We start from the raw sequence: 15,187 nt of genomic DNA, 5'->3' as shown, positions 1-15,187 counted from the left end.
ACCTACACTTCTACACAAACGCGCGCAAGTCTCGCGTTTCTCAAAACGCCCAACGCGCAGGTCGCGTTGAATACTTCCGGCCCTTCATCCGTCAGTACGCTTGAGCACGACCGAACCCTCGGCGATCGCGCCGACGACGCATCCACCCGGAGCTTTCCCATGAACGCGACACTGCTTAAGCCGATGACCTTCGCCCTGGCACTGCTGCTGAGCGTGCCCCTGGCTCAGATGAGCGTCGTGGGCGACGCCCAGGCCGGGCCGGGTAGCATCCTTAGCGAGTCGCGTGATGAAGACGCGCCTCGGGGTCACAAGATGCAGCGTCGCGATCGCAGCGAGCGCAGTGAATCGCGCAGCGATCGCCGGCGCTCGCGTGACGATCGCAGTGAGCGACGCAGCGATCGCAGTGAACGACGCACCACCCGCACCACCCGTCCGCGGCGCACCACCAGCCCGCGTCCCTCGGCGGTGCGACCCGGCGCGCGACCGGTCGGCCAGCCCCGCGTGGTCACACGCCCCGGCACCACGCGCACCACCCGCACCCACGTGCGCACCCGCCACAACACCTCGGTGCGCTCCACCACCCACATCCACCACACCTCCACCAGCGATAACCACTACAACGAGCCGGCCTCCCCGCGCTCTCCCTCGGCCTCCCCGCTCGACGGCTACCTGACCCTGGGCCTGGGCATGGGCGGCTTTGACGCCAACCAGATCTCCACCAACGCCCTGCCGGGCAACGAGTTCAACCTGGGGCTGGGCGTACGCGGCGAACTTCTGGGCTTCGAGCTGGGCTTCCACGCCGGCGGCTACACCTTCAACCCCGAAGTCTCCGGCACCGACATCGCCGTGATGGGTCTCAGCGGTGATCTCAAGCTGCAACCCTCCCTGGGCATCTTTATGCCCTATGTGATGGCCGGCCTGGGCGGCTACCACTTCCAGGACGCCCACCTGCAGGAAACCGCCGTCGGCGGCGCGGTGCGCTTGGGCGGCGGCCTCGATCTTCGCTTTAACAGCTTCGGCCTGGGGCTGCGCTACCTCTACAACGTGTACGGATTCGGAAACGATCTCTCCTTCTCCGACGGGCTGAGCGCGCGCTCCGAATCCATCGGGCTCAACGCCTCCTTCTACTTCTAAGAGACGCCGTCCCGAACGCCGCCAATCCCCCCTCCCTCCCCTGTTCTACCCCAACATCACCCCGCCCGGGCCCCATCGCCCCGGTGGGGTGAATCTTTTTTCCCTTCCCCCCCTGAAATTATTTGCTCCTGCCGTCCGCTGACTTACCATCGCATCTGTTCGAGGTAGGTGCGCCATCAGCCCTCCCAGAGAGGAAGGCTGAGGTCGATTCACCCCACCTTGGGCGTTGCGCCCTGAAACAACCCTCTGATAGAACAGGGGCGCGGCTTCGCACCGTGGCGTGCGGACCCGCGGTTGACGGTCGCTCATTACGTCTCGTAACGTAGGCGCACTCGTCGACCAAATCCCATTCTGGTCCCCTACTTCACGCACTTCCCGCGCCTCGATTGCTGGTGATTGAGGAGAGGTCATCTTGAATCGTTCCCAAACAGGCGGCTACGTCCTGAAGTTCATCTCTGGCAAGTACCAGGGCGGTGAATTTCCGCTCGAGCTGGACTCCGAGATCGAGATCGGCCGCGGCAGTGAGCTCGACATGGTCCTGGTCGAGGACATGGTCTCGCGTCGTCACGCCCGCATCACCAGCTATGGTGGCGAGCTGATGATCGAGGACTTCGGCAGCACCAACGGCACCTTCGTCAACGGTGAGAAGATCTCGAAGTCCCGCATCAAAGAGGGCGACCGCATCCTCATCGGCACCAACATCATCAAGCTGGTCCACCGCGACAGCGGCGCCGACGACACCGGCCCCGAGATCGGCAGCCCGATGGCCGGCGATGACCATCACTCCCCGACCTCCCCCCCGGTCCAGCCCAACCGCACCATGGCCTCCCCCGCGGTCAACCGCACCATGGGCGGCACGCTCACCGGCTCGATCTCCGGGTTGATCGAAGAGGTCCCCCTCCCCGATCTCCTCCAGCTCTTCAGCACCAGCCGCAAATCCGGCGTGCTGGTGATCATGGGCGACGACATCGGCAAGATCTACCTGCGTCAGGGCCGCGTCTACTTCGCGACCATCAACGACGACCACGAGCTCGATCCCTACAAAGCCTTCTACCGCCTGATCGCCTGGCGCGAGGGCACTTTCTCGCTGGAGCAACCCACCGACGAGAGCTTCGAGAACGAGATCGACGAATCGATCGAGTCCCTGATGATGGAGGGCATGCGCATCCTCGACGAGATCCAGAACCTCGGCCCGGATGTCCCCCAGATTCACGCGCGACTGACCATCCCCACCCCCCTGATCGCCCCGCTGAGCCAGCTCAGCCCCGAGCAGCTCGACACCTTCCAGCTGGTGCTCAACAACGGCTCGGTCTCCATGGTGCTCAACAAGAGCAGCCACGGTGATCTGGAGACGATGCAGGGGCTTCTGCACCTGATCCGCAACGACTACGTGAGCACTGAAGGATGAGCCAGGCGCCCTTAAGGGTGCCTCCCCATAACGAGGACGCCGAGCGCAGCGTGCTCGGTGCGATTCTTCTCGACAATCGCGTCCTCGACGAGCTCTCCGGCACCCTAAAGCCGGAGGACTTCTACCGGGAGGCCCACCGACACATCTTCCGAGCGATGAGCGCGCTGCACGGCCGCTCTGAGCCGGTCGACGTGCTCACCCTGGCCGACTTCTTAAGCGCAGAAGACAACCTGGAGGCCGCCGGCGGCGCCACCTACCTCACGCGCCTCTCCGGCGAAGTCCCTTCGGCGGCCAACGTCGGCCAGTACTCGGCGATCGTGCGGCGTAAGTCGGCCCTGCGCCAGTTCATCGCCACCGCCGATGAGCTCGTCGGCGAGTGTTATAATGACGTCAATGACGTCGAGAGCTTTATGGATGAGGCCGAGCAGCGCCTCTTCTCCATTACCCAGAGCGGCCAGAAACGCGGCTACACCTCGATGCGCGAGGTCGTCAAAAGCGCGTTTGACCAGATCGAGAAGCTCTACCAGAAGAGCGAGACGATCACCGGCGTGCCCAGCGGCTTTATCGACCTCGATGAGATCACCGCCGGCTGGCAGCCCTCCGACCTCATCATCGTCGCCGCCCGCCCGGCCATGGGTAAGACCAGCTTTACGCTGAACATGACCGCGCATGCCGCGATCATGCGCAAGGTCCCCGCGGTCTTCTTCAGCCTGGAGATGAGCAACGAGCAGCTCGCCATTCGTATGCTCTGCAGCGAGGCGCGCATCAACCAGTCCAACCTGCGCCGCGGCTCGATGACCGAGCAGGAGTGGGCGCGCCTGATCAAAGCCGCCGGCACCCTCTCCGAGTCCAAGATCTTTCTCGATGACACCCCGGGCCTCTCCATCATGGAGTTCCGCTCCAAGTGTCGCCGCCTGAAAGCCGAGCACGACATCGGCATGATCTTCGTCGACTACCTCCAGCTGATGACGGGATCGCAGCGCAGCAAGTCGGCCTCGCGTGAGCAGGAGATCAGTGAGATCTCGCGCGGCCTCAAAGGCGTGGCCAAGGAACTCAACGTCCCCATCATCGCGCTCGCCCAGCTCAACCGTGGCGTCGAGCAGCGCGCCGACAAGCGTCCCATGATGAGCGACCTTCGTGAATCCGGGGCCATCGAGCAGGACGCCGACCTCATCGGGTTTATCTACCGCGATGAGGTCTACCACCCGGAGAGCGAAGCCAAGGGGCTGGCGGAGTTCATCATCGGCAAGCACCGTAACGGCTCGATCGGCACGGTGCATATGCGCTTCTTCGGGCCTTATACCCGCTTCGAGAACCTGGCGCCGGAAGACGCCGCGCGGGTCGCCTCGATGGCCGTGGCCGAATAATTCCCGACGCATCGCGCGCCACTCAGGCGTCGCACTTCGGGCTGAGCAACCAAAAACCGCCCCCTCGCTTCGCGAGGGGGCGGTTTTTATTTCCGCAACGTTTTCAGGGGCTTAGCACGCCCAAAAACTGGCAGTATGGCGGGGAGGTCGCCTCACTCACTCAGGCCGCACGACGGCGGCGCCTGGTGAGCATCCACCCCAGCAGCATCACGAGCGCCGCTGCCGGCGCTCCACCGCCCTGCTGCCCGGTGGTCGCGCAACCCGAGGCGGTGCGCACGCCCGGCTGCTCCCCATCATTGGCACCAAGCCCCGGGGTGCGGCCGCCCTGATCGCTGTCGCGATCGGGCCCGCCCACACCGGGCTGCTCCTCGTCATCCGCCAGAAGCGCCACCGCCGCCTGGTCGATCACCGGACCAAACTCAGTCGTCGTCGTGCCCTCGGCGCGATTCTGAAAATAGATGTGATCCATGTCGTACCAGCCGCTCTCCTCTTCGCTCGGCGCGCCCTGGGCCAGCGGCGCGATGCGCAACGCCTTGACCTGACCCGACCACTGCGGGTGCTCGCTCAGATTCACGATCAGGTCGTGGTACTCGCTGTCACCGGCAGCCTCAAAGCGCACGCTGCGCTCCTCGCTGAACTCCTCGCCATCGCGCGCCCAGTACACCGCTTTGATGTGCTCGCCATCATGCGAGCGCGCCCGCAGCACCAGCTCCGGGAACGCGTCCGCGTCGATCGACGTCCATTGCGGCGAAGACACCGTGGCGCCCTCGCCGACCAGATGAAGCGCAAGCAGACCGTGGGAGGTGTTGAGGCGGAAATCATCAAAGGCGTCAGTGCCCTCAGCCGTCCAGCCCTCCACATCGGGCCCTTCGGGCCCTTCAAAGAACCAGGCGTCGCTCGCAAAGATATCCAGCCCGGCGTGATCGCGAAGCGTGGTGCCGGTGCGGTTGACCGTCGGCGCCGATCCGAACGCGCTCTGGGCATACACGTCGTCAATATGCGTCACAAACGCGCGCACGCCCCCGAAAGGCGCCATCGCGAAGCTGTAGGCGTCAGCCCGCAGCGTCACCACCACCCGCTTGGACTCACCCGCCGAGAAGGCGTTCATCACAAGCTCCCCGGAACGCCCCATCTGCGCGGGCTCCGGGTTGCTCTCGACCTCCATCGCGTCATTGGTGCTCCAGCTGCTCTGATCGAGCGCGGGGTGGTCCGACTCAATGGTGTAGCTCAGCGGAGTCAGCCCCAGCTCATCAAACGCATAGCCCAGACGCACCCCGCGGATCACCGACGACGAGGCGTTTTTCAAAACGATCTCGGCGCTGACTTCCGCCCCCGGCAGCGCATCGGCCACACCCTCGCTGGAGCCCTGATTCACAAAGGACTCACCGCCTTTGAGCGTCACATCCAACTCCACCTCATAGGTCTGAGGCGCCGGCGGGTTGATCAGGTCCCGGGTCTTCTGCAGCAACGTGTCCAGGCTGCTGATCATGTTGCCGCCCGGGCAGCTCGTGCTCTGCCCCGGCCACTCGCGGTGGCCCTTCACCGCGGTGCGCGTCATCGAGACCCCGTGGGTCTCATGCACCCACTTGAGCATGCGCGCGCCGGCGTTGAGCTGGGTCTGGCTGGGGGTCTGGGTGGTGAAGTCGGCAATAAAGCTGATGCCCACATTACCCGAGTTCTGGTTGCCCACGTGCGCGCCGGGGCGGTCGGAGCGCGAGCGCCCCTGGTAGATATTACCCGCCTGGCTGACGATGAAGTGGTAGCCGATATCGCACCAGCCGCGGGTGTTGATGTGGTAGTCCTGCATCTGACGCATACGCGCGGCGGCGTCCCCTCCATCGCTGGATGGCGAATAGGTGTGGTGGATGCTCGCGCGATAAGGTGCCACCACGCTGCCGCAGATCTTACCCGGGTTGATCGCGCCCCACTCCGAGCGCGGAATCACCAGGCTGCGCGGCGCCACCGAGGCCTGCCGGCGCGTGCCGATCGGACCGCCGTCGCCGGCCTCGGGCGGAAGCGGACGCTCCCGGCGCTGAATCTGCTCGGGGGCGACGACCTCCTCAAAAAACTCGATCTCGGCAAAGGTGATGCCCTCAAAACCGCGCAGCTCCATCACCTGCGTCGGCGCGTTGAGGCGCACCCGGGCGTTAAACATCCGCCCCTCATTCCAGTACACCTCCACCGGCTCCCATTTGGAGAAGCTGCCGTCGGCGCGCTCCACGCGATACTCCATGCCGGCGAGGCTCTCGGCGTCCATCATCCAGCCGACCTGCTGAAACGCGTCCGGATACTCCAGGCGCGCCAGGTTGGTGGCCTCGTCAAAGACCTCCGCGACAGCCTCTGGCGAGGCCAGCACCACCGAGTTGTGATGAAGATGATCGGCGTGGTCGCCATCGACCAGATCGCGCTCGCCAGAAGGCAGGCTCGCGCCCTCTCCCAGTGCCCCGCGCTCGCTCGCAAGCTCGCTCTCACCCTCGCCAGCGCAGGCGCTCGCGCCCAGCATCAACGCACACGCCCACATCACCCAGTTCACTCTGGCCCGATTCAACATGCATTGCCTCATCGCATAAAAGCTATCGCAGGATTGCCGCGCCCGAAGTATGGCCTCAGAGAGCCCTCGTGACCAGCAATTCTCGCGGATTGACAGAGAAACGCGCTTCATTCGACGCGCTCTCATTTCAAGTTTCGGGCCACTTCCGCGGCTGATGCTCCCTCAGCACGACGATCAGCAGTGAGTGCGCGCTTATTTACGTGGGCTTTAGCGGCCTTCTCGGGCGATCGTCCTCCAACCGGGTCGATGATGATGTAGGACAATGTAGGCAACTGAGGCACACAGACCCACCCTGCGCGACATTGTGGCACACTTACTTACCCCTTTCGCCCCGAACCCCGCTCATTGATTCGACCGGCCAAACTCGCTATCACCAACGGGTCTGACACCCGCATGAGCCCTCCCCCTCGAACCACCCCTCCTGGAGCACCACCCATGAACCTCTTAACCGGCCGCGCCCTCAGCGCCCTGGCGCTCGTCGGCGCCCTCGGCGCCTCTCCTCTGGCCTGCTCCGGCGACGATCAGCCCGCCGAGACCACCGAACGCTCCCTGAGCATCACCTCCCCCGCCGCCGGCGAGCTCGTGTCGACGAGCAATGTGCGCGTGCGCGGCACCGCCGAGAACATCGACCAGGTGGAGGTCAACGGCGAGCCCGTCGACGTCACCGGCGGAAGCTGGGAGGTGCTCCTCCCCTTCGCCGAGGGCGAAGCCAGCGTCACCGTCGTGGGCGGCGGCCAGCAGGATCAGGTCGACTTCGTCATCGACTCGCTCGCTCCGCAGCTCACCCTGAGCAGCCCGCAGCGCGCCACGGTCCTCGACGCCTCCACCACCACCTCGGTGATGGTCACCGGCAACGTCGTCGAGGAGGGCACCGGTCTCTTTCTGGTCAAAGTCGGCGAGCAGATTATTGATGTCGAAGACTCCGGAGATTTTAGTTATGAGCTGGCGCTTAACCCCGGCCTCAATGTTGTGACGGTGACGGCCATCGACCGTGCCGGCAACGAGAGCGCCACGCGCCGCGGCGTCAACTTCGGGCCTCTCGGTGAGCCCGACGCCCCCATCGACGACGCCCTGCGCGTGGAGGTCAGCCGCACCGGATTTGAGCGCATCTCCGAGGTGGTCGAGGCGTTTGTGACCCCCGAGCGCATCATGGAGTTCGTGGCCGGAGCCGAGCTCCCCGAAAACTTCGAGCTCACCGGCGTCGCTTTTGAGAACCTCGATCTGGCGATCACCCCGCAGGATGGCTACCTCGACATCGCCATGCAGGTCGACGCGCTGCGCCTCGACGGCATCTTCTCGATCAACGGCGATGAGCCCATCGAAGGTTACGTGGCCATCGCCACCGTCGGCGTCAATCTGCAGATCGAGCTGACCCCGCGCGAAGACAACAGCCTGGAGCTGCGCATCCTCGACTCCGAGCTGGTGCTGGAGAACAGCGACATCACCAGCAACCTCATCGAAGACAACGACACCCTGCGCAACATCGTCGGCAACCTCCTTCAGGTCGCCTTTGCGGAGTTCGTGGGCGACCTCATCGTGGAGAGCCTCTACGACCCGGCCATCCTCACCCAGAATTTTGAGTTTCTGGGGCGCAGCGTAGAGCTCACCCTGGGCTTTGAGAGCCTTCTTGTAACCCCGCAGGGCATGCTGGTGGACGTCTCGATGGTCTTCCCCACCGAGGCTCACGCCGACGTGCAGGATGTTGCCGGCGTGCTGGTGCGCGAGCTCGGCCCCACCGGCGGCTCCAACCTCGCAAGCCCCCTGCGCATGCACACCAACAACACCGCGCTCGACCGCGCGCTGCACGGCGTCTGGCGCAGCGGGCTCTTCCATCAGGTCATCGGCGGCGACGATCTGGGCGCCATCGCCCTGCCCTTTGACCTGACCGTCGACGGGCTTGCCGCGCTGCTCTCCGACCAGCGCATCCGCGACCTGGCCGAGCCGGGCACCCCGGTGGGCCTGGGCCTTCGCCCGCTGCTTCCGCCTGTGGCCGAGCTCGTCGACACCGACGAGGAGGTCGGCGGCGCCATTGAGGTGGGCATGGGCGACTTCATCATCGACGTCTTTTTGCTGCACGCCGACAAACCCCGAGAGCTGGTGGTGAGCATCGCCCTCTTCATCACCCTCGATGTGGTGCCCACAGTCGATGCCGACACGCTCAAGTTCGACCTCGACATTGAGGCCGAAGGCGACCTGGCCGACTCCCCCCTGCTCGATCTCAACGCCGCGCGTGTCACCGGGCTTATCACCGAGCTCATCGAGCTCATCCCCTCGCTCGCTGCCTCCAACTTAAGCGTGCAGGCTGGCGCGGAGCTCGAGTGGGCGCGCATCAGCGATCCCCAGATCGATGTGCACGGCCAGCAGGCCGACCGCCTGGCCGTCGGCCTCAACCTCGAAGCCGCCGCCGGCCTCGACGATCAGGTCGAGGCCGGCGAATAAAGCCCCAAAAGCCCGCGCGGGCTCAGTAGCCGAGGTTGGGCGCAAGCCAGCGCTCAACCTCGGCCACACTCATCTTCTTGCGGCGGGCGTAGTCGCGGATCTGATCCTCGCCCACATCGCCCACGCGCAGGTAGCGTGACTCCGGGTGGCCAAAATACCAGCCGCTGACCGCCGCGGTGGGCCACATCGCAAAGCTCTCGGTGAGCTTGAGCCCCACGCGCTTCTCCACATCGAGCAGCTCCCAGAGCTTGGCCTTCTCGGTGTGATCCGGGCAGGCCGGGTAGCCCGGCGCCGGGCGAATCCCCCGGTACTTCTCGGCAATCAGCTCATCGTTGCTCAGCGACTCCCCTCGCCCATACCCCCAGGCCTCCCGCGCCTGGCGATGCAGGTATTCGGCAAAAGCTTCGGCCAGGCGATCGGCCAGCACCTTGACCATGATCGCGTTGTAGTCGTCGTGATCGGCGTGGAAGCGCGCCACGAGCTCGTCGACCCCGTGGCCGGCGCAGACCGCAAACGCTCCCATATAATCGTTGAGCCCGCTCTCCACCGGCGCGATGTAGTCGGCAAGGCAGCGGTTGGCCTGCTCCTCCCCGTGGCGCTCCCGCTGCTGACGCAGCATGCAGAGGCGCTCCTGCACCTTCTCGCGCGTCTCGTCTTCAAAGAGCAAAATATCATCGCCCTCGGCGTTCGCCGGGAAGAAGCCCCAGGCCGCGCTGGCGCGCAGCGAACGATCCGCCACGATCTGGTCGAGCATCCGCCGGCCGTTATCAAAGGTCTCGCGCGCAATCTCGCGATAACGCTCATCGTCGAGCACCTGCGGATACGCGCCGCGGATCTCCCAGGCCACAAAGAAAGGCGTCCAGTCGATGTACGGGATCAGCGCCTCCAGCGAGAGATCGTCGATCTGGCGCACACCCAGGAAACTCGGCTCGGCGATGTCTTCGGCCTTAAACGTAATGGGCGTGCGCCGCGCCCGCGCATCTTCAATGCTCAACAACGGTCGCGCGCTGCGCTGCTTGTAGATCTCGCGGTCGCGGGCCTGCTGCTCCCGGTTCTCCTCGACGTACGTCTCTTTATCGTCGCCAAGCAGCCCGCCCACCGCCGCGCCCACCCGCGACGCGTCCACAACATGCACCACCGCCCCGCTGTAGTTGGGCGAAATCTTAATCGAGGTATGCCTGCGACTTGTGGTGGCGCCGCCAATGAGCAGCGGCACCTTCATGCCGCGCCGCTCCATCTCGCTGGCCACATGCACCATCTCATCGAGCGAGGGCGTAATCAGCCCGCTCAACCCCAGGATGTCGGCGTTGTGCTCCTCCACCGCATCCAGAATCTGCTCGGCGGGCACCATCACGCCCAGGTCCACCACCTCGTAGTTGTTGCAGCCCAGCACCACGCCGACGATGTTTTTGCCGATGTCATGCACATCGCCCTTCACCGTGGCCATCACGATCGTGCCGCGCCCCTCGGCCTCCCCATCTTCCTTCTCCGCCTCCATGCGCGGCAGCAGGTAAGCCACAGCCTTCTTCATGGCGCGGGCGCTCTTGACGACCTGGGGCAAAAACATCTTCCCCTCGCCAAAAAGATCGCCCACAACGCCCATCCCCGCCATCAGCGGGCCTTCGATGATATCCAGCGCCCGCGGGTACTGATCGAGCGCCTCGGCCACATCGGCCTCCACGTAGTCGACGATGCCCTTGATCAAAGCATGTTTGAGGCGCTCCTCCACCGTGCCCTCGCGCCACTGGGCCTCCCTGGCCTCCCGACGCGGGTCGGCGGTGTAGCGCTCCGAGAAGTCCACGAGTCGCTCGGTCGCGTCCGGCCGACGGTTGAGCAGCATGTCTTCGACGAGCTCCAACAACTCCGGGTTGATCTCGTCGTACACCTCGATCTGCCCGGCGTTGACGATGCCCATATCCAGCCCGGCCTTGATCGCGTGGTACAAAAAGGCCGCGTTGATCGCCTCGCGCACCGCGTCCTGTCCCCGAAACGAGAACGAGACGTTGCTCACCCCGCCGATGGTCTTCACCCCCTCGATCTCCGTCTTGATCGCGCGCACGCCCTCAATAAAGCCCACCGCATAATCATCATGCTCGGCCATGCCCGTGCCGACGGTGAGGATGTTGGCGTCGAAGATGATGTCCTGCGGCGCGAAGCCCACCTCCTTCAAAATCCCCACCGCTCGGTGCGCGATGCGCCGGCGATGCTCAAGCGTCACCGCCTGCCCCTCCTCATCAAAGAGCATCACGACCACCGCCGCCCCGTAGCGCCGGATCGTCTCGGCCTGACGCCGGAAGACCTCCTCGCCCTCTTTGAGGCTGATGGAGTTCACAATGGCTTTGCCCTGCACGCATTTAAGCCCGGCCTCGATCACCTCCCAACGCGAGGAGTCGATCATGATCGGCAGCTTGCTGATTTCGGGCTCAGTGGCGATGAGATTTAAGAAATCCGTCATCACCTGCGCCGAGTCGAGCATCCCGTCGTCGACGTTGATGTCCAGGATGTTGGCGCCCCCCTCGACCTGGTGTCGGGCCACCGAGAGCGCCTCTTCGTAATCCTCGGCGCGGATCAATCGCGCAAACTTACGCGAGCCCGTCACATTGGTGCGCTCCCCCACCATCGTGAAGTTCGCGTCGGGGCGCAGCACGCAGGGCTCAAGGCCCGAGTAGCGCGTGAGCGTATCGACCTCCGGCGGCACGCGCGGGGCGTATCCGCCCACGCGCTCAGCAATCGCACCGATATGCTCCGGGGTCGTGCCGCAGCAACCACCCACCACGTTGAGCCAGCCCTGCTGGGCAAACTCTTCGATGATCGTCGCCATCTGCGCGGCCGACTGCTCGTACTCCCCGAACTCATTGGGCAAACCGGCGTTGGGATAGCAGCTCGTATAAATCGGGGCGATGCGCGCAAGCTCCCCCATAAAGGGGCGCATCTCTTCGGCCCCCAGCGCACAGTTGATGCCCACACTAAGCGGACGCGCGTGCGCCACCGAGGTCCAGAAGGCCTCGATGGTCTGGCCGGAGAGCGTACGCCCGCTCCGATCCGTGATCGTCACCGAGATCATCAGCGGCAGCCTTTCCCCTCGCCGCTCAAAGACCTCCTCCATCGCCACAATGAAGGCTTTGAGGTTGAGCGTATCAAACACCGTCTCGGCCAGGAGCAGGTCGACGCCCCCGTCCATCAGCCCCTCGATCTGCTCGGCGTAGGCCTCGCGGATTTCATCAAAGCTCACCGCGCGGTACATCGGCCGGTTCACATCCGGCGACATCGAGAGCGCGCGGTTGGTCGGCCCCACCGAACCGGCCACAAAACGCGGCCGCTCCCCGGGTCTCGCGCTCACCTCCCGGGCCACTTCCACCGCCAGCTTCGCGGCGGCCACGTTGAGCTCATAGACCACGTCTTCGAGGTCGTAGTCCGCCATCGAGATGCGCTGGGCGTTAAAGGTGTTGGTCTCGATGATGTCGGCGCCCGCCTCCAGATACTCCCGGTGAATCGCCCCGATCACATCCGGCCGCGTCATCGCCAGCAGGTCGTTATTGCCCTGCAAGGGGCTCGGGTGGTCGGCAAAACGCTCCCCCCGAAAGTCGGCCTCTTGCAGTTTATGGCGCTGGATCATCGTGCCCATCGCCCCGTCCAACACCAGGATGCGCTCTTTGAGCGCCGCTTCGATTCTGCCGACTTTCGACTCGTTCATCCGACCACTCCTTGCCGCCCTTTTCAAAAGAGCGGCGGCCTCTCACCAGGTCACCTGGCGAGCAGACAAAAATCCGGCGACGCCACCGGGCGCCGCGCAACATCAGCAAAAGCGCCGCCCTTTCCGCAGCGGCGCCCTCACCCTCTCAACCTTCCAAAAAAAACACACACCTAAAAAAACAGGCGCGGACCGTTACCGGTCGCGCGCCTTCAACGTCCCGCTCGCCAGAACCATGAGATGAACCGGCGCAGCGTACTCCCTCAATTAAAAGGGGCTCTCGGTATAATAAGGGTTATCACCCGAGCCGTGGTCGGTCACGTCGATGATCTGAGCGATCTCGTCGTTGAACGCCTCGCGAAGCAGGCGCTCCACGCCCTGCTTGAGCGTGGCCGACGAGGCCGCACACCCCTGGCAGCCGCCCAGCATCTGGATGTAGACGTTGCGATCGAGGTAATCCACAAGCTCGATGCGTCCGCCGTGTCCGGCGACAAAGGGGTTGATCTCATCGTCGATAAGTTTCTGAATCTGTCGTCGCATCGTAGCACTCCGCTGGCAAAAACATCGTCTGAGGCATCGCTCGTAGACCCGCGCCTCCCCACAAAGAGAAGGCCGCCGGGGCCGCGCGCCCGGCTTCTCACGCCGGCTCCGGTATAGCCAACGGGGCCCCCTTTGCCAACATTCCTGCGCGCACAGGCCGCCTTGTCACAGGCAAGACTTTGGGCTTAGAGTGCCTCGTCTCTCGGCCCCTTTTCGTGGAGCAGTCCCTATGCATAGCCCCCGCCAGTTGGCTCAGCGTCGCATCCTCTACGCGATGGCGTGGTTCGTCTTCCTCTTCTGCTCATCGGTCATTGCCACCGGCATGGTCGTCGGGCGCACCTCCCCCTCGGTCGCTCAGGAGATCGCTCAGCCCGACTCCGGCGACGGTGACGGCACCGACGATACTGGCGAGCTGGCCGACGCACAGCTCGAAGAAGCGGTCGCCTCCCCGCCGCCGGCTGAAGCCGAGCAGGTCGAAGAGGCGCTCGACGAAGCGCCCGCCGAGCAGGCCGCCGCCGACAGCGAAGCTGCCGAAGAAGCCGCGCCCGACAACGCCGCGGCCGACGCCGTCGATGAGCAGGCCGCCCAGCCCGAGACCTTCGAGCTCAGCCGCATGAAAGGCGAAGAGTCGAGCTTTTTTGAAAAATTCATCAGCTTCTTTGGCATCTTCGCCCTTCTGGGCGTGGCCTGGCTGATGTCGACCAACCGCCGCAAAGTCGACTGGAAGCTCGTGGGCATCGGCACCGGCCTGCAGCTCCTCTTCGCCCTCTTTATCTTCTACGTCCCCGGCGGCCAGAAGGTCTTTGAGGTCGCCACCGTCGCCGTCAGCAAACTGTTGGAGTTCACCAACACCGGCGCAGACTTCATCTTCTCAAGCTATGTGACGGGCTCGGTCGAAGGCGGCCTTATCAACTTCGCCTTTGCCGTGCTCCCCACCATCATCTTCTTCAGCGCCCTGATGACCGTGCTCTACCACCTGGGCATCATGCAGAAGCTCGTGCACATGTTCGCCTGGGTCATGCAGCGCACCATGGGCATCAGCGGCGCGGAGAGCATGTCGGCCGCCGCCAACATTTTTGTGGGCCAGACCGAGGCCCCGCTCGTCGTCAAACCCTTTGTCAAAAACATGACCCTGTCGGAGCTGATGGTCGTGATGACCGGCGGTTTTGCCACGGTCGCCGGCGGCGTGCTGGCCATCTACGTGGGCATGATGGAGCCCTCCTTCCCGGATATCGCCGGCCACCTCCTGGCGGCCTCGGTGATGAGCGCGCCGGCCGCGCTGGTGATCGCCAAGATCATCTACCCGGAGACCGACCGCCCGGTCACCGCCGGCAAGCTCGAGATGGAGGACCTGCGCGAAGACGTCAACGTGCTCGACGCCGCCAGCCGCGGCGCCGCCGAGGGCATGAAACTCGCGCTCAACGTCGCCGCCATGCTGCTGGCCTTCATCGCGCTGATTGAGCTTGTGAACTACCTGATCACCTGGCCCAGCATGATGATCAACAAGTCCACCCTGGGCTCGCTGGCCGAGGCCTTTGCCGCGGGCGGCATGGCGCTCCCCGAGGGTTGCGACCCGGCCACCGTCGCCGACGCCGCCGTGGTCGGCTGCGTCGAGACCATGCAGGCCGCCCCGGGCATGGCCGCCTCCTGGATTGCCCCCGTGATCACCATGCAGGACATCTTTGGCTACATCTTCTGGCCCTTTGCCTGGGTGATGGGCGTGCCCTTTGAAGACTGCTACACCATCGCGCGCCTCCTCGGTGAGAAGATGGTCATCAACGAGCTCGTCGCCTACGGCAGCCTCCAGCAGCTTCTGCTCGACCCCAACGTCGTGCTCTCGGAGCGCTCCATCATCATCGCCACCTACGCGCTCTGCGGCTTTGCGAACTTTGGCTCCATCGGCATTCAGCTCGGTGGCATCGGCGGCATCGCCCCCGAGCGCAAGGGCGATCTGGCGCGCATCGCGCTGCGCGCGATGTTCGGCGGCACCCTGGCGGCGTTTATGACCGCCACCATCGCCGGCATTCTCATCTAAATTTTTCATTCATGACTTCGGC

General features: G+C 64.6%; 8 protein-coding genes. 5 read left to right on the top strand and 3 right to left on the bottom strand.

What is annotated here, in order from left to right; translation table 11 throughout:
• Positions 1-159: 159 nt before the first annotated feature.
• From FRC98_RS14745 to dnaB, 3 genes are all read left to right on the top strand, one after another.
• Positions 160-1,134, top strand: a complete 975-nt coding sequence (locus FRC98_RS14745; protein WP_146982203.1) for a putative outer membrane beta-barrel protein — start codon at positions 160-162, stop codon at positions 1,132-1,134.
• Positions 1,135-1,546: 412 nt separating this feature from the next.
• Positions 1,547-2,542: a DUF4388 domain-containing protein gene (locus FRC98_RS14740; protein WP_146982202.1), complete on the top strand. Its 996-nt coding sequence runs from the start codon at positions 1,547-1,549 to the stop codon at positions 2,540-2,542.
• Positions 2,539-3,909 carry a replicative DNA helicase gene (gene dnaB / locus FRC98_RS14735; protein ID WP_146982201.1) on the top strand — a complete coding sequence of 457 codons (1,371 nt, stop codon included), beginning with the start codon at positions 2,539-2,541 and terminating at the stop codon, positions 3,907-3,909. Before FRC98_RS14740 ends, dnaB begins: the two co-directional genes overlap by 4 nt.
• Before the next feature lie 160 nt (positions 3,910-4,069).
• Here dnaB and FRC98_RS14730 read toward each other — a convergent pair whose 3' ends face one another.
• The gene (locus FRC98_RS14730) at positions 4,070-6,460 is read right to left on the bottom strand and encodes an N-acetylmuramoyl-L-alanine amidase (protein WP_230467641.1); all 2,391 of its coding nucleotides are present in this window, start codon (positions 6,458-6,460) and stop codon (positions 4,070-4,072) included.
• 435 nt (positions 6,461-6,895) lie between these two features.
• Here FRC98_RS14730 and FRC98_RS14725 point away from each other — a divergent pair, with 435 nt between their 5' ends.
• Positions 6,896-8,899 (top strand): hypothetical protein, encoded by a 2,004-nt coding sequence (locus FRC98_RS14725; RefSeq protein WP_146982199.1) that lies wholly within the window; start codon positions 6,896-6,898, stop codon positions 8,897-8,899.
• Positions 8,900-8,921: 22 nt separating this feature from the next.
• On the opposite strand, the gene metH is transcribed toward FRC98_RS14725, so the two are convergent.
• Positions 8,922-12,593: a methionine synthase gene (metH, locus tag FRC98_RS14720; protein ID WP_146982198.1), complete on the bottom strand. Its 3,672-nt coding sequence runs from the start codon at positions 12,591-12,593 to the stop codon at positions 8,922-8,924.
• Positions 12,594-12,857: 264 nt separating this feature from the next.
• A complete protein-coding gene (locus FRC98_RS14715; RefSeq protein ID WP_146982197.1) occupies positions 12,858-13,130 on the bottom strand; it encodes a NifU family protein in 273 nt (90 codons plus the stop codon).
• Between the two features lie 229 nt (positions 13,131-13,359).
• Here FRC98_RS14715 and FRC98_RS14710 point away from each other — a divergent pair, with 229 nt between their 5' ends.
• On the top strand, positions 13,360-15,165 hold the full coding sequence (locus tag FRC98_RS14710) for a NupC/NupG family nucleoside CNT transporter (RefSeq protein WP_146982196.1): 1,806 nt from the start codon (positions 13,360-13,362) through the stop codon (positions 15,163-15,165).
• Positions 15,166-15,187 lie beyond the last annotated feature (22 nt).

The organism is Lujinxingia vulgaris, assembly GCF_007997015.1.
In the GTDB taxonomy this organism is placed as follows: Bacteria; Myxococcota_A; Bradymonadia; order Bradymonadales; family Bradymonadaceae; genus Lujinxingia; species Lujinxingia vulgaris.
Note: the sequence above shows the minus strand (reverse complement) of the source record. Positions and strands in the feature narration are given on the sequence as shown.

Coding starts and splice junctions, on each gene's coding strand:
- FRC98_RS14730 (WP_230467641.1), bottom strand. CDS start 6,460: ATGTTGAATCGGGCCAGAGTGAACTGGGTGATGTGGGCGTGTGCGTTG.
- FRC98_RS14715 (WP_146982197.1), bottom strand. CDS start 13,130: ATGCGACGACAGATTCAGAAACTTATCGACGATGAGATCAACCCCTTT.
- metH (WP_146982198.1), bottom strand. CDS start 12,593: ATGAACGAGTCGAAAGTCGGCAGAATCGAAGCGGCGCTCAAAGAGCGC.
- dnaB (WP_146982201.1), top strand. CDS start 2,539: ATGAGCCAGGCGCCCTTAAGGGTGCCTCCCCATAACGAGGACGCCGAG.
- FRC98_RS14745 (WP_146982203.1), top strand. CDS start 160: ATGAACGCGACACTGCTTAAGCCGATGACCTTCGCCCTGGCACTGCTG.
- FRC98_RS14710 (WP_146982196.1), top strand. CDS start 13,360: ATGCATAGCCCCCGCCAGTTGGCTCAGCGTCGCATCCTCTACGCGATG.
- FRC98_RS14725 (WP_146982199.1), top strand. CDS start 6,896: ATGAACCTCTTAACCGGCCGCGCCCTCAGCGCCCTGGCGCTCGTCGGC.